Annotated in this window: 16 protein-coding genes; 11 read left to right on the top strand and 5 right to left on the bottom strand. The window is 72.7% G+C overall.

What is annotated here, in order from left to right; translation table 11 throughout:
• The first annotated feature begins 23 nt into the window (after window positions 1–23).
• The 9 genes from FVA95_RS13620 (at window position 24) to FVA95_RS13660 (ending at window position 11,240) form a co-directional block, all read left to right on the top strand.
• Complete coding sequence (locus tag FVA95_RS13620; RefSeq protein ID WP_149664546.1) at window positions 24–1,784, top strand: FAD-dependent monooxygenase; 1,761 nt, start codon at window positions 24–26, stop codon at window positions 1,782–1,784.
• Between the two features lie 33 nt (window positions 1,785–1,817).
• Complete coding sequence (locus FVA95_RS13625; protein WP_149664547.1) at window positions 1,818–2,594, top strand: SDR family NAD(P)-dependent oxidoreductase; 777 nt, start codon at window positions 1,818–1,820, stop codon at window positions 2,592–2,594.
• 111 nt (window positions 2,595–2,705) lie between these two features.
• Window positions 2,706–3,380: a GntR family transcriptional regulator gene (locus FVA95_RS13630; RefSeq protein WP_149664548.1), complete on the top strand. Its 675-nt coding sequence runs from the start codon at window positions 2,706–2,708 to the stop codon at window positions 3,378–3,380.
• 190 nt (window positions 3,381–3,570) lie between these two features.
• Window positions 3,571–4,341: an ABC transporter ATP-binding protein gene (locus FVA95_RS13635; protein ID WP_205015851.1), complete on the top strand. Its 771-nt coding sequence runs from the start codon at window positions 3,571–3,573 to the stop codon at window positions 4,339–4,341.
• A complete protein-coding gene (locus FVA95_RS13640; protein WP_205015852.1) occupies window positions 4,338–5,216 on the top strand; it encodes a zinc-binding dehydrogenase in 879 nt (292 codons plus the stop codon). The genes FVA95_RS13635 and FVA95_RS13640 overlap by 4 nt, the downstream gene beginning before the upstream one ends.
• A gap of 207 nt (window positions 5,217–5,423) precedes the next feature.
• Window positions 5,424–6,320 (top strand): CPBP family intramembrane glutamic endopeptidase, encoded by an 897-nt coding sequence (locus tag FVA95_RS13645; protein ID WP_205015853.1) that lies wholly within the window; start codon window positions 5,424–5,426, stop codon window positions 6,318–6,320.
• Window positions 6,321–6,638: 318 nt separating this feature from the next.
• Window positions 6,639–9,335, top strand: a complete 2,697-nt coding sequence (locus FVA95_RS13650; protein WP_149664550.1) for an AAA family ATPase — start codon at window positions 6,639–6,641, stop codon at window positions 9,333–9,335.
• Between the two features lie 202 nt (window positions 9,336–9,537).
• The gene (locus FVA95_RS13655; RefSeq protein WP_240051467.1) at window positions 9,538–10,899 is read left to right on the top strand and encodes an aldehyde dehydrogenase family protein; all 1,362 of its coding nucleotides are present in this window, start codon (window positions 9,538–9,540) and stop codon (window positions 10,897–10,899) included.
• Between the two features lie 68 nt (window positions 10,900–10,967).
• Window positions 10,968–11,240, top strand: a complete 273-nt coding sequence (locus tag FVA95_RS13660; RefSeq protein WP_149664552.1) for a hypothetical protein — start codon at window positions 10,968–10,970, stop codon at window positions 11,238–11,240.
• A gap of 50 nt (window positions 11,241–11,290) precedes the next feature.
• Here the strand turns inward: FVA95_RS13660 and FVA95_RS13665 are convergent, their stop codons facing one another.
• The 5 genes from FVA95_RS13665 to FVA95_RS13685 form a co-directional block, all read right to left on the bottom strand.
• Window positions 11,291–12,310 (bottom strand): methyltransferase, encoded by a 1,020-nt coding sequence (locus FVA95_RS13665; RefSeq protein WP_149664553.1) that lies wholly within the window; start codon window positions 12,308–12,310, stop codon window positions 11,291–11,293.
• A 65-nt stretch (window positions 12,311–12,375) separates the two neighbouring features.
• Entirely contained in the window at window positions 12,376–13,095 is a 720-nt protein-coding gene (locus tag FVA95_RS13670; RefSeq protein ID WP_149664554.1) for a TIGR00266 family protein, read from the bottom strand.
• Between the two features lie 94 nt (window positions 13,096–13,189).
• Entirely contained in the window at window positions 13,190–13,942 is a 753-nt protein-coding gene (locus FVA95_RS13675) for a MerR family transcriptional regulator (protein WP_161992303.1), read from the bottom strand.
• Between the two features lie 247 nt (window positions 13,943–14,189).
• The gene (locus FVA95_RS13680; protein ID WP_149664556.1) at window positions 14,190–15,089 is read right to left on the bottom strand and encodes an LLM class flavin-dependent oxidoreductase; all 900 of its coding nucleotides are present in this window, start codon (window positions 15,087–15,089) and stop codon (window positions 14,190–14,192) included.
• Complete coding sequence (locus tag FVA95_RS13685) at window positions 15,089–17,287, bottom strand: LLM class flavin-dependent oxidoreductase (RefSeq protein ID WP_205015854.1); 2,199 nt, start codon at window positions 17,285–17,287, stop codon at window positions 15,089–15,091. Before FVA95_RS13685 ends, FVA95_RS13680 begins: the two co-directional genes overlap by 1 nt.
• Before the next feature lie 336 nt (window positions 17,288–17,623).
• Here FVA95_RS13685 and FVA95_RS13690 point away from each other — a divergent pair, with 336 nt between their 5' ends.
• Both FVA95_RS13690 and FVA95_RS13695 read left to right on the top strand, forming a co-directional pair.
• Window positions 17,624–18,739 carry an NAD(P)-dependent alcohol dehydrogenase gene (locus FVA95_RS13690; RefSeq protein WP_149664557.1) on the top strand — a complete coding sequence of 372 codons (1,116 nt, stop codon included), beginning with the start codon at window positions 17,624–17,626 and terminating at the stop codon, window positions 18,737–18,739.
• Between the two features lie 40 nt (window positions 18,740–18,779).
• A complete protein-coding gene (locus tag FVA95_RS13695) occupies window positions 18,780–19,853 on the top strand; it encodes an MBL fold metallo-hydrolase (protein WP_149664558.1) in 1,074 nt (357 codons plus the stop codon).
• Window positions 19,854–19,863: the final 10 nt, after the last annotated feature.

Genomic DNA, 19,863 nt, shown 5'->3' on the forward strand with positions numbered 1-19,863 from the left:
CTCCGAGCCCGAAGGAGATGCCGATGGCTGATCTCGAGGTTCCTGTCCTGATCGTCGGCGGTGGCGGCTGCGGCCTGTCCGCGTCGCTCTTCCTGTCCGAGCTGGGTGTCGAGTCGCTGCTGGTGGAACGACACGCCGGCACCTCACACCTTCCCAAGGCCCACTACCTGAACCAGCGCACGATGGAGGTGTTCCGGCAGTACGGCGTGGCCGACCCGATCTACGCCGCCGGCGCCGGTCCGGAGCACTTCGGCCGTGTGCACTGGACCACCTCGCTCGGCGGCGACGGGCCGCTCGACCGGCGCGTCTTCCACACCATGGACGCGTTCGGCGGCGGCGCCCTGCATGACACCTACGCCGCCGACAGCCCCACCCTGTCGAGCAACCTGCCGCAGATCCGGCTCGAACCGATCCTCAGGCGGCACGCCGAGGAACGCGGGCCCGGGACCGTGCGGTTCCACCACGAGCTGCTCGCCCTCGGCCAGGACGACGCCGGCGTCACCGCCACCGTCCGGGACCGCACCACCGGTACCGCGTACGAGGTACGCGCGCAGTACGTGATCGGCGCGGACGGCGGAAAGACCGTCGGCGAGCAGCTCGGGGTCACGCTGCGCGGGCCCAGCGGAATGCTCGACATGGTCGGATGCCATTTCAAGGCCGACCTCTCCGCCCACGTCGACGGCACCAGCATGATCACCTGGTTCATCGACCCCGACGGCGCGGGCGCCTGGGGCAGCGGCGGGATGGTCCCGATGGGCCCGACCTGGGGGAAGCACTCCGAGGAGTGGCAGCTCAGCTTCGCGTTCGCCCCCGGCGACCCCGCGCGCTTCGACGAGGACGCGATCGTCCCACGGCTCCGACAGCTGCTCCGGCTGCCCGACCTGGAGATCGACGTGCTGTGCGTCAGCCACTGGGTCCTCGAGGGAGTGCTGGCCGACCGCTACCGGGTCGGCCGGGTGTTCCTCGCCGGCGACGCCGCCCACCGGCACCCGCCGACCACCGGCCTGGGACTCAACACCGCGATCCAGGACGCCCACAACCTGGCCTGGAAGCTCGCCGCGGTCCTCGACCGGCGGGCCGCTCCGGAACTGCTCGACAGCTACGAGCTCGAACGGCAGCCGATCGGGGCCCGCAACGTGGACTGGGCGATGTTCACCTTCCTCAACCACATGGTGATCGACGCAGGGATCGGCCTGGTGCCCGGCCAGGCCCCGGAGGCCGGCCGCGCAGTGATGGAGGCGTTCTTCGCCGACGGACCGCTCGGCGAGACGCGGCGCGCGCGGGCCGCCGAGGTGATCAACACCCAACGCACCGAGTTCCAGGCCCACGACCTGGAACTGGGCTTCCGCTACGACCAGGGCGCCGTCGTCCCCGACGGATCCGAGCCTCCGGACACCGACCCGATGGGGACGACCTACCTGCCCACGACCCGCCCCGGGCACCGGCTCCCGCACGCCTGGCTCGAACGCGACGGGCGACGGATGTCCACCCACGACCTGGTCGACCGGTGCGGCTTCCTGCTGCTCACCGACCCGGACGGCGCAGACCCATGGTCGGCGGCGGCCCGGGCGGCGGCCGAGAAGTTCGGCGTACCGGTCGACGTGGCCGTCGTCGGGGACGGCACCTCCGACATCGACGGCGGCTGGGCCCGGGTCCGCGGGGTCGGCGACGGCGGCGCCGTGCTGGTCCGGCCGGACAACCACGTCGCCTACCGGGCCGCCGGGCCCGTCCCCGACCACCACGACGCCCTGCTGGGGGCGATCGGAGCCGTTCTCCACCGCTGATCGCGCTGTCCGACAGAACAATGGAGTGATGTCATGAACAGTCTCGAATCGAAGGTCGTCATCGTGACCGGGGCCCTGGGCGGGATCGGTGGGGCGACCGCACGACTGCTCGCCGACGGGGGTGCGCACGTCGTCGCGAGCGACATCGTCGACACCGGTTGCGGCGATCTCGTCGGCGAGCTCTCCGCCCGCGGACCGAAGGCGACGTTCCTCACGGCGGATATCGCTCGGGAGGACCAGGCCCGCGCACTCGTCGAGCACGCCGTCGAGCGGTTCGGCCGACTGGACGGAGCCTTCAACAACGCCGGGATACCGCAGCACGGCAAGCCACTCGTGGACCTCACCTCGGACGAGTTCTCGACCGTGCTCCGGATCAACGCGCTGGGCGTGTTCCACTGCCTCAAGCACCAGATACCCGCCATGGGCGACGGGGGCTCGATCGTGAACACCTCGTCCGGGCTGGGAGTCCTGGCCATGCCGGACGCTGCCGACTACATCGCTTCGAAACACGCCGTGTGCGGCCTGACCCGGGCGGCCGCGGTCGAAGCGGCGCCTGCCGGCATCCGGGTCAACGCGGTCCTGCCCGGGATCGTCGGCACCCCCATGGTGGAGGCGGTCTACGGCTCACTGGATTCTCCCGAGCTGCTCGACGGGGCACGGTCACTGCACCTGCTCGGCCGCCTGTGCGAGCCCGACGAGGTCGGTCACGCCGTACGCTGGCTGCTGTCCGACGAGGCGTCGTTCGTCACCGGTGCTCTGATACCGGTCGAGGGCGGCGTCACGGCCGGGCGTCGACTCGCACCGAGCTGAGCCGCGCCGGGAGCGGGGATCCGGCCGTCGGCGACGGGCTACTGTTGTCGGGTCCGCGGACCGCGCGCCGCCGACACGACGAGCACACATCTGCGCGGGCAGGAGCATGGCGTGGCAACGGACAGTCTGGGAGATCTGACCCGAGCGGGTCGCGTCGCCGAGAAGCTGCGCAACTTGATCCAGGCCGGCGAGCTGACACCGGGAACGCTCCTGCGTCAGACCGAGGTCGCCAAGCGGTTCGGGGTGAGCACCACGCCGGTCCGCGAGGCCTTCGCGCTGCTCACGCGGGAGGGCGTCGTCCAGCAGGACGCGCACCGCAGCGTCGTCGTGTTCCAACCCGCCGCGGAGGACCTGGCAGAGCTGTACGAGATCCGCCTGGCTCTGGAACCGCTGGCCGCTGAACTCGCGGCCCGGACCATCACCGACGAGCAGGTCGACGAGCTGGAGGCCCTCGTCACGGAGATGGAGACGGCTCCTCCGGACCGCTACATCGAGCTCAACGGCCTCCTGCACGACAGCATCTACGGGATCGCGAACCGGCCCCGGCTGTTCGACATCCTGACCCGTCTCCGGATCGCCTCGGTCAGCTACGCGAAGCTCACGGTGACCCGAGACGGGCAGGAGGACCCCGCCTACCGGCGGGCAGTGCAGCAGCAGCACGAGGAGATCGTCGCCGCACTCAAGGCGCGCGACGGCGAGGCCTGTGCCCGCGTCGTCCGGACCCACCTGCAGACCACAGCCGACCAGATCACCGCATTGATCCACACCGGCAGCTCCTCCCGCTGACCGGGCGGAGCATCCTCCACCAGCCGGCGACCGCTACCCCGACCCGGAACGGCATGTCCGACACCTCGCGCGGACCGAGCTGTCGATACCAATAATGCACAGTACATTCCATCTGTCGCGGTGAGCCGTGGCTCGTCGGCCCGATCAGGCCACATGCCGGTGCACCGACCCTCGACGAGGAGGCCACCCAGTGGGACTGCTTGAGCTGTCCGCCCTGACCGTGCAGTACGGAGGGGTACGCGCGATCGACGCGGTATCCCTGGACGTCCCGGAGGGCGCGTTCGTCGGACTGATCGGTCCGAACGGCGCCGGCAAGACGACCTTCATCGACGCCGTGACCGGCCTGGTCCCGTCGTCCGGGTCAGTCCGGTTCGACGACCAGGAGATCGCACGGCTGCCCGCGCACCGACGGGCCCGGGCCGGGCTGGCCCGCACGTTCCAGAGCATCGAGCTGTTCGACGACCTGAGCGTCCGGGAGAATCTCCTGGTCGCCGCCGAGCGGGCGTCCTGGCTGTCGATGGTGCGGGCAATGGTCCGTCCGGCCCCCTCGCCCGACGCGGAGGATCGCGTCGAGCGGGCGCTGGACTGCCTGGGAATCACGGACCTGGCCGAACTTACGCCGGACGAGATCTCGCTGGGCCGGCGCAAGCTGGTCACGGTGGCGCGGGCGCTCGCCGCGGACCCCCGGATGGTGCTGCTCGACGAGCCCGCGGCCGGGCTGGACTCCACCGAGAGCGCCGAGCTGGGGCGTCGGCTGCGGCAGCTCACCGACGACGGAAGGACCGTGCTGCTGGTCGACCACGACATGGGCCTGGTCTCGAGCGTCTGCGACCACGTCTACGTGCTGGACTTCGGCCGGATCATCGCCGAGGGCACCGCCGCGACGGTGCTGCGGGACCCGCGCGTGGTGACGGCCTACCTCGGGTCCGAGACCGCGCCGTCCGTGGAGCGTGTGCCGTGACCGCGCCCGTGCTGCGGATGGCCGACGTGACCAGCGGGTACCGGGGCATCCCGGCGATCCGGGGCGTCGGGCTCGAGGTGCTGCCTGGGGAGATCGTCGCAATCCTCGGGGCGAACGGCGCCGGGAAGTCCACCACGCTCCTCACCCTGGCGGGCGTGCTGACTCCGTTGTCCGGAGTCGTCGAAGCCCTCGGTCAGCCGGTCGTCGGAGGCCGGCCGCACCTGGTCGCGCGGCGCGGCCTGTGCCTCGTGCCCGACAGCCGGGCCCTACTGCACGGACTGACCGTGCGCGAGAACCTCGCGGTCGCGCTGAGCCGGTCCACCGCGCGCATCGCCGCGGACAACGCCGCGCGCGGACTCTCGCTCCTGCGGCCGAATCCCGGTGAGACGATCGTCGTCACCGGGGCGAGCGGAGCTCTCGGTGGCGCCGCCGTGCAGTTCGCCCGGCTGCAGGGGCTCACCGTCATCGGAATCTCCGGACGGTCCAGCCTGGAGTACGTGGAAAGCCTCGGGGCGACCGCCGTGGAGCACGGCGACGACCTCGCGGACCGCGTGCGTGCGGTCGCGCCCGGCCCGATCGACGCAGCACTGGACACCGCGGGGAAGGGACTCGTGTCCACGCTGCTCGACCTGCGAGGCGGCACCGGGCGCGTCGTCACCCTGGCGGATCCGGCCGCGGCCGCCCAGGGCGTCACGTTCAGCGCGGGACACCCCGGGAACCGGGACAGCCGCCCGGTGCGGGAGGCACTGGAGCACATCGCCGCGGGGCGGTGGCGCACCCGGATCGCCCGTACCTTCCCGCTGCACCGGGCGGCGGAGGCCCACCGGACGCTGGAGGCCGGGCACACCGGAGGCAAGCTGCTGCTGGTCCCATGACACCCGGGACCCGGAGCCACGATCGGGGCCAGGGGATCGATCCGGCGGCTCCTCCCTTGACCGTGCCCCAGGGGCACGCTGTGTGCTGGTGCCACAGGTCGTCCCGTCGCCCCGTCGACGGAAGAACTCGGGAAGGTTCTCATGTACAGGCCGGTCTCCGGTCGTCGTTCCGCCGCCGGCGGACCACGGCACTCCACACCCGACGGTGTGACCCAGCTCCTCCCCACCGCGGTCAACGGCACGCGGCCGTTCGGCGCGCACCTACGGATGAGCTGGTGGAAACCGCTGGTGCTGCTCGCGGTCCTGCCGGTGGTCCTGCTCGGCTCCCAGGTGCTGGCCTGGTCGGTCGTCGGCGCCATCGAGGGTTCCGACGATGCGTTCTCCACCGAGTTCACCCCGCTGAAGTCGCTGGCGGCCAACCTCGCCATCGGGGCGACGGGTGTGGTCGCGGTCCTGCTGCTCGTATGGATGACCCGGGTTCCGTGGCGGATGCTCCTCAGCCCGCTGCGCCGGTTCGACCGGCGCCGGCTCGGCTACTACTCGGCCTGCGCGGCCGTCCTGGTGGCGGCCGGCCTCGGGACCGTGGCCGTGGTCGGGCCCGAGGCCACCGGGTGGACCGGTTTCGGGATCACCGACACCACCCTCGCGCTGCTGGCCGTCACCCTGCTCACCATCCCGATCCAGGCGACCGGCGAGGAGCTGATGTACCGCGGCGTCCTGCTCCCCGCGACGGCGAGCTGGGTACGCGCCGTCCGCCCCGCCCTGGCCGTCGGCCTCGTCGTGTCCTCGCTGGTGTTCGCCGCGCTGCACGGCTCGGCGGACCCCTGGTTGGCCGGATACATCGCGCTGATCGCGCTGAGCACCGGACTGATGTCCATCATCAGCGGGGGGCTGGAGGCGCCGATCGCCTTCCATGTCGTCAACAACCTGCTGGCCGGCATCGGCAACAACGTCATGGCCGGGGGCGGCACCGCGGCCGTCGACCGGTCCACCGAGACCGGCGGCCCACCATTGCTCATCCTCGGCGCGGTCAACATCGCGATGGTGGTGGTGGTCTGGCTGCACGAGAAGCGGCGCAGATCCGCCCCTCGCCCGGCGCACTGAACGGTCACCCGCGGTCGTCGACCCGGGTGTGCAGGAGAGACATGCCATCGGACACCGGAGGATCGTCATGAACGTCGGCGCGGGCTGGGGCCGGCCCAAGTGGTACGAGACCGACGCTGGGACCGCGCAGAGGGCCCGGCCCGGCCGAGCCGGACCGCCGGTCGTGCTGATACCCGGAACGCCGTACTCCTCCTCCCCACGGCGCGGCATCGCACCGCCGCTCGCCCGGATCCCGCACTCGACGTCGGGCCGGATCGACGACGCCGGTCTCCTCCTGCAGGAGGACGCCCCGGCCCGGCTGACTACGCACCTCCTCCGATGACGGCGCCCGGTGCCCCGGCCACGCTCGTCGGACGGCGGGCGGAGATCGCCGCCCTGACCGAGGTGCTCGACCGGGCCCGCCGGGGCACCGGGGGCGCGCTGGTGCTCTGGGGCGAGCCGGGAATCGGGAAGACCGCGCTGCTCGACCACGTCACCGCCATGTCCCCCGACATCACGTCGTGGGCAGTCCGACCGTCGCGCTGCGAGTCCACGACCCCCTTCGCCGGCCTGTACACGCTGCTCCGGCCGGTCGAGCACCTGATCGGGACCCTCCCGGTCTCCCAGGCCGCCGCTCTCCGCGCTGTGCTCGCGGGTGCGGCGGGCGGGCCGGGACGGCTGCTCACCGCTGTCGCGGTGCTGTCCCTGCTGTCGACGCCGACCCTCGACCATCCGCTGCTGATCGTCGTGGACGACGCGCACCGGCTCGACGCCGACACCGCGTTCGTGCTCGGCTTCGTCGCCCGACGGGTGCGGACCGATCCGGTCGCGGTCCTGGTCGCCGACCACGACGCGCCCGCGGGCGGACCGTGGGAGGGGCTCGAACCGCTCCCGGTCGGCCCGCTCACCGACGACGACGCCGCCCGGCTCGTCACCGCCGCCCACCCCGGCATCGACCGAGCCGCGGTCACCCGGGCGGTCGACGCGGGCGGGGGCAACCCGCTGGCCCTGCACGAGCTGCCGACGATGAACGGCGACCTCACCGGAACGGTGCCCGTGGGCCCCCGGCTACGGAAAGCCTTCGCCGAACGCCTGCAGACCATGCAGCCCCCAGCACGCGAGCTGGTCGTGCTGCTGGCCGCCGCCCGTACCGACGGTGACCAGCTCACGCTCGCCCGGTCGACCCGTCCCCGCGACGGCGAGCAGCAGGTCTGGGAGGAGACGGCCCGGTCGGGACTGCTCGCCGGGACGCCCGACCGGCCCGCGCTGCGGCACCCGGTCGTCCGGGCCGCCGTCTACGCCGGCGCCTCCCCGACCGATCGCGGGACCGCCCACCGGACCCTGGCCGCCGCGCTCCCCCCGGGCGGTCGCGGACATCTCTGGCACCGGGCCGCGACCGTCCACGACGTCGACGAGGAGATCGCCGGATCGCTCGAGCGGACGTCGCCGACGGGAGCCGGCGCGGTACCGATCCTGCGGCGGGCCGCCGAGCTCTCCCCCGACCCTGCCGCGGCGACCCACAGGCTCGCCCGCGCGGCCGTCGCCGCCTGGCACGGCGGGGACGCCACGACCGCGCGCCGGTTGCTGGCGGACGCCCGGGGCCTGACCGACGAGGACCAGGCCACCCGCGCCAGCCGCGGCCTGCGCGGGGTGCTCGAGCTCGCCGAGGGATCCTTGGAACGAGCGCACCGGTCACTCACTCGCGATCTGGTCGAGCTCAACGATCCGCACAGCGGCGTGGAGCTCGGCGTGGCCGCCCTGCACGCGGGATGGTCTGCGGCCCGCGACGACCTGGTACGCGAGACCCTCACTCGTCTCGCGAGCCTGGCGACCCCCGGGCTGCCGGACGTCCTCCCCGTCGTCCGGACATGGTGGACCCCGGCGACGGACCCCGTCGGAGCCGTACCGCCGACCGATCTCGGCGACGTCATGGCGCGCATCGCCGAAGTGGAGTCACAGCTGCTCCCTGCCTCGCTGCTCGGACTGGCCTGGGGCATCGACGAGCCGCTCGCCGATGCCGTGCACACCCTGCTTAACCGACACCGCCGGCACGCCGACCGCACCTCGCTCGCCGCGGCACTGGCCCGGAGTGCGCGACTCGACATCGCCGCGGGGCGGTGGGACGCCGCCCGGGACGCAGCCGCCGAGGGGCTCGCGTCGGCCGAGCGGATCGGCGCCGAGCACATCGCCGCGGAGTGCCGCAACTGCCTCGGATGGCTCGCCGCCGTCCGCGGCGACCGCGACGACGTCGCGGCGCTGGCCACGCGGACCCTGCAGCTCGCCGGGCCGCGCCACGACCGTGCGGCCGGCGCCTCGGCGCACTGGAACCGCGGGATGGCCGAGCTCGGGGCCGGTCGCGCCGACGCGGCACTCGACCTGTTGTCCCGCCTGGACGAGCGCGGGCATCCTGCGGCTCATCCGGTCGTCGCGCTGCTGGCCGGCCTGGACACGGTCGAGGCCGCCGTGCAGGCGCGAAGGCCGGAGATCGGCGAGCGCCGCGCCGGGACGCTCGACGCGTGGGCACAGCGCACCGGCGCGCCCTGGGCGAGGTCCACCGCGCACCTGGCGCGCGCGCTGCTGGACGAGCCCGCCGCCGAACGGTCCTACCGGGCGGCGCTGGACGAGCCCGGCGCGTCCCGGCGCCCGTTCGACCACGCCCGGGCGCACCTGCTCTACGGCGAGTGGCTGCGGCGACAGCGGCGCCGCCGCGACGCCCGCCGGCAGCTCGACGCCGCCGTCGAGACGTTCGATGCCCTGGGAGCCCGCCCGATGATCGAGCGGACCCGGCGCGAGCAGCGCCTCACGACGGCGCCCGCCCGCCGTGCCCACGGCGCAGGAACGGGAGCGGCGATCTTGACGGCGCAGGAGTTCCGGGTGGCCCAGCTCGCCGCCGAGAACCTGACGAACCGGGAGATCGGGGCCCGGCTGCGGATCAGCGACCGCACCGTCGGGCATCACCTGTCCCACGTGTTCGCCAAGCTCGGGCTCCGCTCCCGCCGCGACCTCGCGGCCGCCGATCTCGCCGAGCGGCGATGACGGAAGGCGAGGAGACAGGGAGACGGCAGATGGAGACGGCACGGCATCACGACGACGGATAACACGGCCGATGCCCGCCCTGCCGGGCCTTCCTAGCGTGGTCTCGACACCGACGAGAAGAGGCCGGCAGATGTCGAACCCCGCGGCAGCACCTGATACCCACCACTGTCACGACGGCGGTGGGGTCGCCGCCCGGACCCGGATGGAGTCCCGTGACCCCGCCACCGGGGAGCTCCTGGGTACGTTCGTCGACGGTGGCGCCGCACAGGCCGGGGCCGCGATCTCCGCCGCGCGGCACGCGTTCACCGCCACGCAGTGGTCGCGGGACCGGCATCTGCGTGCCGCTGCGCTGGCGGAGATCGCCGACCGGCTCGACGCCCGCAGCGACGAGATCATCGACCTGCTGTCCCGCGAGAACGGCAAGACGCTGAAAGAGGCGGCCTTCGAGGTCGGCCCGTCCGCGGCCAAGCTGCGCTACTACGCTGCGCTGGCGCTGTCCGACCACGGCCGGGCCGCCGAGGTCCGCCCGGGGATGTACTCGATGACCCTCAAGGAACCGGCGGGCGTCGCCGGGATCATCGTGCCCTGGAACTCGCCGGTGATCCTGTCCACGCGCTCGTTCGCGCCCGCCTTGGCCGCCGGATGCACCGTCGCGATGAAGATGCCGGCGCAGACCGGCCTGGTCAACGAGCTGCTCGCCGAGATCATCGGCTCGGCTCCGAGCCTGCCCGCCGGAGTCGTCACCGTCTTCACCGAGAGCGGGTCCGACGGTGCGCGCCTGCTGGTCTCCTCCCCCGACGTCGACGTCGTGAGCTACACGGGGTCGACCACGGTCGGGCGCCAGATCATGGAGGCTGCCGCCCCCACGCTCAAGGGCCTGTCCCTGGAGCTGGGCGGCAAGACACCCCTGATCGTGTTCGACGACGCCGACCTCGACGCCGCCGTGCCCGTGCTGGCCAGAGCCGTCACCACGTTCGCGGGGCAGTTCTGCATGGCCGGCAGCCGGGTCCTCGCGCACCGCGGCATCGCCGACGAGCTGCGCGGGCGACTCGTCGAGGCGTTGCGCGCGGTCCGTGTCGGCCCCGGCACCGACCCGTCGTCGGACATGGGCGCCATGATCGACGAGGCGAACGCCGTGCGGGTCGAACGCGTCGTCGCCGACGCCGCAGTTCACGGGACGGTGCTGCTGCGGGGCGGCCGGGAGGGGACGCTGCTCGCCCCCTCCCTGGTCGAGGTCACCGACGTGACGGCGCCGATCGTGCAACGCGAGGTGTTCGGCCCGGTCGCGACGTTCGAGGTCTTCGACCACGAGCTCGACGCGGTCGAGCGCGCCAACGCCACGGACTTCGGCCTGGCAGCAGGGGTCTGGACCCGGGACGTGGACCGGCCGCTGCGGGTCGGACGCGGCCTGCGGGTGGGGACGGTGTGGACCAACACCTGGGCGGTCGTCCACGACCAGTTCGAGGAGGGCGGCTACAAGCAGTCCGGCGTGGGTCGGCTCAACGGCCTGCGCGGGCTGGAGGAGTTCCAGGAGACCAAACACCTCGTGCACACCGCGCCGTGACCGCGGCCGACGGACCGGAGCCCCGCACCGGCGCGGACGGCCGGGAGGTACCCCGGACGGTCTCGGGCATGGAGACCTGGTGCCGTGCTCCCTCCGCCGCGGCGACGGTCGCGCCACCGCGCTGGAAGATGGCCGTCGCCTCGGGGATCGCGGTGTTCCCGGTGTCGCTGGCGGCGAACGGGGTCCTCACCCCGTGGCTCGGGACGCTCCCGCTCCCGCTCCGTGCCGCGCTGTTCGCCGTCCTGTTCAGCACCGTGATGACCTACCTGATGATGCCCGCCGTGACCGGCCTGCTGCGCCGGTGGCTCTACCCCCGCCGTCCCGTCCGGGACGGCGATTGACGACCGCTCCCGGCACGGACCCGCGCCGGGAGCGGTGGCCGGCACCGGACTCAGGCGTCCCGCACGGTCGCCTCGAGGACCGAGTACCCGGACACGCTCGACCGCGCGACCCGGTCCAACGCGAAGCCCGACCGGTCGAGCAACCTGGCGAACTCCGAGCGCGTGCGTTCGCGGCCACCCGCCATCGTGAGCATCGCGAGATCGGAGATCTTGCCGAGATGGGGCTCGTCCCCGTCCGGCAGGACGATCTCGACGACCACCAGACGTGCTCCGGCAGCCGCGGCCGCCCGGATCCGTCCGAGGATGCGCAACGCGTCGTCGTCGTCCCAGTCGTGCAGCACAGTGGACAACAGGTACACCTGCGCTGACGGCACCGACTCGAAGAAGTCCCCACCCAGCACCTCGACCCGGTCGGCCAGGCCCGCCGTCGCGAGCTGCTCGTGCGCGGTCGCCGCGACGGCCGGGAGGTCCACCAGCCATCCGCGCCGGTCGGGTTCGTCAGCGACCAGCGCGGCCAGCACCGATCCGTCGGCGCCACCGATGTCGGCGACGGTGCCGGGCGGGAGCCGGTAGCCCTCCAGCACCTCGGACTGCGCGCCGTGGGTGACGTCGGCCATGGCGGCGGCCAGCGCCGGGACGTGCTCGGGGTGGGCCTGCAGGAAGTCGACGAACGGCATCCCGTTGACCAGGTCCGACGCGGTGCGCCCGGTACGCAGGACGTCGATCAGCGCAGCGAAGGGCGCGTAGTGCGTCTCCATCCAGAACAGGGCGGTGCCGTACACCGACCCCCGGGTCCCCGGAGCGAGCGTGGCCCCCAGCTCGGTGACCGCGACGGTCCCGCCCGGCTGGTGGGTGAACACTCCCTGCCCGGTCAGGGTGTGCAGCACCCGGCCGAGCAGGTGCTCGTCCACCTCGGCGCCCGCCGCCAGGTCGGCCACGGTACGGGGCCCGTCCAGCAGGGCCTGCGGAATTCCCAGCCTCGCCACGGCGTGAAGCGCCTGGGCGATCTGGAACCCGGCGAGCTTCTCGGTCATGAGCGCGCCGAGCTCGGCGGCGGAACGGCTGTCCATGATTCTCGTGCACCTCGGTCGTGGTGATGTCGTGATCGTTCGGGGCCCGGCGGTGCGGCGGCGGCTCATCCTGAGCCGGGCAGGTGCCGCTTCAGGGCGACGGCGAGCGCCTCGATGTCGCGGGACTGGAGGAACAGGTTGCCGGGCCCGGTGAACTCGGCGACCAGCCCCTCACCAGAGGTCATCGAATTCCAGGCGCTCTTCGCGGCCTTGCGGATCTCGTAGCGCAGCGACGCGTCCCAGGCGACCAGATGCCCGGTGTCGACGACCAACTTCTCCCCCGGTGCGAGCTGCTGGGGCAGCAACGCCCCGAAGGCACCGAGGAACGCGACCCCGTTCCCGCTCGCCTGCACGACCAGAGCGTTGTCCGAGGCGAAGAACGCCCTGGCGCCGCCCCACCGGGTGTCCACGACCACGTCCTGGGACGCGGCGAGGTAGGCGTGGCCGGCGATGTCGTACGCCCGGCCGTTCAGCCCGACGGCGACTAGGTCACCGGGAGTCGGCGGCGCGAGCAGCAGCCGGTCCCGGCCCTCCCGCGCGGCGAACGTGGACACCGACATCGAGCGGCCGCCGGCGGAGCGCTTGACCGCGCTCCACAGGCCGCCCTCGACCGCGGTCGTCAGCTCGATCCCCGGACCCATGGCGACCATCGCGCCGGCCTCGGCGCGAACCGAGCTCCCCGGGTCCAGGACCAGGGTGGCGAGCGCGTTCGTCGGGCGGAAGTCGATGCTCCAGGCGAGGCCGCGGATCCGGCCCCGGTCGTCGAGCACGGTCTGGTTCGTCATCGGGTTCTCCTGTTGCGGTGTCACCGTCCGGCTCGGGCGACGACGCGATCGTGTGGCGGCTGCGCGGGTCCGCCCGCGGGGCGCGGAAGGGGGCTCAGGGCTCGCCGGCGGCCGCGTCGGTCTCGTGGGCGTCGGTCTCGTGGGCGTTGATCTCATGGGTACGCCGAAGCACGTCGATCTGGGCGCGGTTGAACAGCGCCTCCACGGCGTGCCCGACGACCTTCCGTGCCGCGTCGGCCCGCCCTGGCGTGACGGCCTTGGGCTGCCACGCCACGAAGCCGTCGGCACCGGGCCCCGTCACGAGCGAGATCCGTTCGGCGAGGGCCTGTCGGCGGTCCTCGTCGGCGTCCTCGGGCAGGTCCCGGAACGCCTCGTCGAGCTCGTCGTTCGGGGCGGCTTCGAGAAGCTCCCGGACCGCGGTCATCGACTCCTCGGAATGGACCTGGGCGCAGATCGTCAGGAAGGCGCGGTCGTTCTCCCGCAGCCGTGGTGCGACGGCACCGAACTCGGTGGGGACCTCGGGTGTCGCGCCGGGAAGCGACAGCGCGGACAGCTCGCTGCGAATGGCCTGCAGGCGTTCGACGGTTCTCGCCAGCTCGGCGTCGACGGCCTGGAAAATCGACGCGTGGCCGCCGTCCCGCGTCACCTCGTCCACCTGCGCCAGCGGGACTCCCAGATCGGTGAGGCGCTTGATGTGCAGCAGCCGGGTCAGGTGGTGGACCTCGTACTTCTTGTAGCCGTTGAGCGCCCGGTCGGGTTCGGAGAGCAACCCGATCTCGTGGTAGTAGCGCACCGCCTTCACGCTGGTGCCGGTGATCTCCGCGATCTCGCGGGTACTCCACGTCACCGGAGCACGCCGTTCACCACCATGTGGTCCTCCCCGTCGGTCGTCGTGGCTCGACGAGACACCGTGCCCCTGGGGCACACTCAAGGGCGGCCGGCAGGGCCGCCGCCCCGGAGCCGGACCGCACCCGGTTCCGGTGGGACACATGACTCTCCTCGGCCGACCGGTCCCACTCGCCACGGCGCCGCATCGGCACGGTCACCAAGAGCACGACGGCCAGGCGAGGAGCGTGACCCGATCACGCACGGGCTCACCCGGTCCGCTCGGCGGTGACGATCTCGCGGGCGCGGGGCGCGACCTCCCGGCCGAACAGCTCGAGTGCGCCCGGCTCGTCGGAGGCGAGGATGAACCCGGACGTCCCGTGGGTCAGTGCGATGTCGGCGATCTGCTCGGCCCACTGCGCCGGTGGCCCGCCGAAGAGCCCGTTCGCGGTGCCGGTGAACGTCCCGGTGATGTTGAGGTAGCGGGTCACCGCGCGCGGGTCGCGGCCCTCCGCGGCGGCGCCGTCGTCGATGTGGGAGTTCATCTCCTCCAGCGACGCCGGGCCGTCCGGCAGGAACATCAGGGACGGCAGCCATCCGTCGGCGATCCTTCCGGTCAGCTGCAGCATCCGGGGCTTCAGCGCCCCGATCCGGATTGGGATCGGATGGGCCGGCGCCGGGCCGCGTTTCGCGCCGTCGACGTGGTGGAACCGGCCGGCCACGCGCAGCGGGCCGGGCTCGTCGGCCGCCCAGATCCCGCGCATGACCGCGATCGCCTCCTCGGTCGCCTGTACGGCCTCACGGGGTGCGAGACGCGGGCCGCCCATGGCGACGACGGCGTCCCAGAACGCCCCGGCGCCCAGCCCCATCTCGACCCGGCCACCGCTGAGCAGGTCCAGGCTCGCGGCGGCGCGAGCCAGTACCGGGGCCGGGCGCAACGGCAGGTTGAGCACGTTGCCGCAGATCCGGACCCGTTCGGTGCGGGCGGCGACGAACGACATGAGCGTCCAGGTGTCGGTGAATGCCGCTTGGTACGGGTGATCCTGGAAGGTGACCAGGTCCAGTCCGGCCCGTTCGGCGACGATCGCGAGGTCGACCGGGCGCATCGGGGGCGTGGCGACCGGGGTGAGGAAGCAGCCGAAGGTCAGCTCGTGGCCGTAGTCGCTCATCATTGACTCGTTTCCGGGGCGGGGGTCAGGGCGAAGTTGTCGTCGAAGACACCGTCGGGGTCGTAGATCGCCTTGAGCGCCCGGAGCCGGGCGAGGGTCCGGGCGGGCCACGCCTGCTCGATCCGCTCGGGTCGCAGGCTCGTCTCGAAGCTGAGGTAGAGCCCGTCGAGGAACGGCGCGAGCGACGCCCACTGCGCGTCGACGGCGTCGGGATCGCTGCCCATGACGACGAGTGAGAAGTTCTGCGCCCGATGCGGGTAGGCGGTGGTGTCCGGGGCGACGTCGGCGACCGCGCCGCCGACCGAGCGCAGTTGGAACCAGTGCACGACGCCACTGCGCAGCACCCGGGCGGCGACGGCTGCGAACTCCGGCGTCAGGTGGTGCACGAGCCCGCTGCGGGAGACCGGCTCACCGCGCGAGACCGGTGCGTCGTCGCTCGCGTTCGCCATGACGTCGGCGTAGGAGGTGATGGCCACCTGCTGCTCGTACACCGGGGCGAGATCGGCCAGCGGCTGCAGCCGGGCGAGCACGGTGTCCGGATCAGCTGAGTCGACGACGGTGCGGCTGAGTGCCACCGCGGCCCGTCTGCCCTTCGGCGGGGGCATGATGAGGAAGCTGGTGAGATCGCGCGGGGACTCCTCGACCACCCGGCCCCACTCGACGAGATAGCCCGCGACGTCGAGTGTCACCTGGGTGAGCGCAGCGAAGGCCACCGGGCCGACCTCGTCGGCGACGAACTCGAACGCGGTGACGATCCCGAAGTTGGCCCCGGCGCCGCGGACCGCCCAGAACAGGTCGGGGTTCTCCGTCTCGCTCGCCCGCACCACCGAGCCGTCGGCCAGCACCATCTCGACGGCGCGGAGGCGGTCGATCGTCAGCCCGTGCCCGCGGGCCAGGTAACCGATCCCGCCTGCGGTGGCCAGTCCACCGACTCCGACGCCGCCGTAGTCGCCCGAGCTGATCGCCCAGCCGTACGGGGCGAGGGCGTTCGCGACGTCGGCCCAGCGGGCTCCCGGTCCGATCCGGACCCGGCGCGACGCCTCGTCGAGCACCGCGACGCTGCTCATCGGCGACACGTCGATGACGATGCCGCCGTCGTTGGTGGAACGTCCGGACAGCCCGTGCCCGGCGCTGCGCCGGGACAGCGGCAGATCGGGGTGCCTGCGGGCGAACGCCAGGGCATCGACGACCTGTTCGACGGTCGCGGCCCGCAGGATGATGCCCGGCGAGCCGCCGCGCAGATAGCCCCCACGCAGCCGGGCGTAGGCGAGGTCCCCGGGTTCGACGACGACCGGGCCGGCCGGGACGCCGTCGTAGTCGATACCGGTCCGGCGTCGGGCCAGCGCCGAGGATCGGCGCAGGCGCGCCCCGGCCGCACCGTGTGGGAGAGCCGCATCGGCGCCCGCCCGGACCGCGGGGACGACGTCGCGGGCGAACCGACTCAAGGCCGCCATGGCGTCGCAGGCGGGAGCGAGGTCGAGCACGATCGTCCCCACCCCGTGCTCGACGACGAGTTCCAACAACGCGGCCGCCCCGCCGTCGGTGCCCGTGGCGGGAACGGTCACCCACCGGCGGATCTCACGCGGGTCGCGCCCGGCCGCCCGGGCGGCGGCGTCGACGAGGAGCCGGCCGGCGGCGAGGTCCCCGGGGGCGCTCAGGGGCGCCGACCAGCCGTCGGCGCGGGTTCCCGCCAGCCGCGCCAGGTCCGGGTCGCGCGGGTCCGGGCCGCTCACCGTGATCGGCACGTCGTGAGCCGGTGCTGCCTTCTGAGCACCGGCGAGCCGGTGCCGCCGCCCGTCCACGCGGGCGAGCCCACGGTCGAGGACGGCCCACAGCCCGGCGACCACGTCGATCGTCTCCTCGCCGTCGTTCCCGGGCTCCCCCACCGTGATCCCGAGCTCGACCCGGCCCCCGCTGAGATGGTCGAGACCGGCGGCGGTCCGGGCGAGTACCGCCGGGTTCCGCGCGGCGCCGTCGTGTCCGTCGGTGCCGAGCCGCACGGCGCCGGTGACGGCGGCGATCCAGGACAGCACCGTCCACGCCTCGGCGTCCGGACGGGTCGGCCGATCAGGGACGACGACAAGGTCGATCCCCAGCTCCTCGGCCGCCCGGGCGAGCCGGACCGTCACCGCCGGGTCGGGTCCGCCCGGCAGCCGGACACCGAACTCCAGACGCTGTCCGTAGTCGGGCTCGATCACGAACGGCCACACTCCCCCGGCCCGGCGGTTCACCTGTCGTCGGCAGACGGTAGGGGCGTCGCCGTCCCGGCGGATCGGCTGGTCGATCCGTCGCCGCCCGCGCCGGGACGGCCCGACGCGATCCACGGGCCGTGCACTACACGGGCACCGCGCGCCGACAGCGGATAGGACGGCTGATCCGGATTGTCCGAATCGCTCCTAGCGTGCCGGACGGTAGGCAGCACCCAGCCCACGTCAGCGTCAGCGTCAGCGTCAGCGTCACCGTCACCTTCACCGGAAGCAGGCCATGACTCACGTGATCGATCTCCCCGCCGCCCGTCGCCCCGGGACCGCCGGATGAGCGTGGCCGCGCGGGCGGCCGTCCTGGAGACGAAGGACGGCGCCTTCGAGATGCGCGACATCACCCTCGACGAACCCCGCGCCGACGAGGTGCTCGTGCGCATGGTCGCCACCGGCATCTGCGCGACCGACGCCCACGTCCGCGCCCAGCGGATCGCGACCCCGCTGCCGGCGGTGCTGGGCCACGAGGGCGCAGGCGTCGTGGAACGGGTGGGGGCCGCCGTGACCTCGGTCCGGCCCGGTGACCACGTCGTCCTGTCCTACCACTCGTGCGGGGTGTGCCCGCCGTGCGTGTCCGCGCACCCGGCCTACTGCGACCGGGTCTGGGACGCCAACTTCGCCGGTGCCCGGCTCGACGGGACCAACGGTCTGCACGCGGTGGACGGGGTCGAGCCCCGCGGGCACTTCTTCGGGCAGTCGTCGTTCGCGACGTACGCGCTGGCGCACCGGCGCAACACGGTCAGAGTTCCCACCGACGTGGCGCTGGACGTGCTGGCGCCGCTCGGATGCGGGTTCCAGACCGGGGCGGGAGCCGTGCTCACCGCACTCGGCGTGACCCGCGGTTCGTCCTTCGCGGTGTTCGGGACCGGCCCAGTCGGGCTGGCAGCGATCATGGCCGCCCGGATCGCGGGCGTCGCGACCATCGTCGCCGTGGATGTCGAGCAGGCCCGGCTGGACCTGGCCCGGGAGCTCGGCGCGACCCATGTCGTCGACGCGGGCCGGGTGGACGACCTGGCGGCGGCCCTGCGCGCGGTCGTCCCTCGTGGGACGGACTTCGCCCTCGACACGAGCGGCCGCACGCAGAACCTCACCGCCGGGGTCGACGCGCTCGCTCCGATGGGCCGTTTCGGTTTCGTCGCCTTCCACGATGGTGCCGACGCGATGGTGGACGCGTCGAGGCTCGCCGTCGGGCAGAGCCTGCACGGGATCATCCAGGGCGACGCGGTGTCGGCCCTGCTGATCAACGAGCTCATCTCGCTGCACCGTGACGGGCGTTTCCCGCTCGACCGGCTCATCACCTACTACGACTTCGCCGACATCGGCACGGCGTTCGACGACATCGCCTCCGGAGCGGTGCTCAAAGCGGTCCTGCGCTTCCCCAACCCTGCCTGATCCCCAGCGGCACCTCGAGAACGACCAGGAGAACCACGCCATGTCCCAGAAGCCCATCGTCGCGACCGACGAACCGGCGTTCTTCGCCATCGACCACTACGGCTTCCCGCGCGCCGGACAGGACGACCCGGCCGACCCCGCGACGTACTACCCCCCGTACTTCCGCAGCGAGCGATTCCAGCGGCTCGGCTACCACGTCCAGCAGCTGCGCGGGGGATTCCACTGGGTCACCAGCGGCGGCTACGACGCCGCGTTCGTCGTGACCGACGACGGCGTCGTCGCCATCGACGCGCCGCCGACGATCGGGGAGAACATGCTGGCCGCGATCGCCGACGTCACCGACAAGCCGGTCACCCACGTCGTCTACAGCCACTGGCACGCCGACCACATCGGCGCCGCCGCCGTGTACGGGCCCGATGTCGAGATCGTCGCGCACCGGATCACCGGGGAACTCCTCGAACGCTTCCCCGACCCGCTGCGCCCACCGCCGACGACGGTCTTCGACGACGACCTGACCCTCGTCGTCGGCGGAACGACGCTTGAGCTGTCCTACAAAGGGGAGAACCACTGCCCCGGCAACATCTTCGTCTACGCCCCGGCCGAGAAGGTGCTGACCGTCGTCGACATCGTCAGCCCCGGCAGCGTCACCTTCATGCACTGCGACGCATCCCAGAACATCATGGGCTGGTACCAGGCCCACGAGCAGATCCTCGCCTACGACTTCGACTACTTCGTCGGTGGCCACCACATGCACTTCGGCACCTACGACGACGTCCGGACCTGCGTGGAGTATTTCGCCGACGTCCTCGACGGCGCCACCGCGGCGGTCGAGCGGTTCAGCCGCTCCGACGCCCTGCTCACCATCCTCGACGGCGCCGGATGGGACCGGGTCTTCGTCGGCACCGAGAACTGGATCAACTCGATGGCCAACCACGCCACGAAGTACGTGCTGGAGAAGGAAACGAGCACCGGGCAGCTGTGGTGGGAGCGTCTGGCCGGCGCGACCAGCCAGACCAAGTACCACGCCTACACCGTGCTCGAGTCGATCCGTCTCGAACGACCCCGACCCGACTACCGGCTCCGCGGGGAGAACCCGCCGGTCTTCCTCACCTGAGTCCGCGAGA

It is taken from the genome of Pseudonocardia sp. EV170527-09, assembly GCF_008369905.1.
Classification (GTDB): Bacteria; Actinomycetota; Actinomycetes; order Mycobacteriales; family Pseudonocardiaceae; genus Pseudonocardia.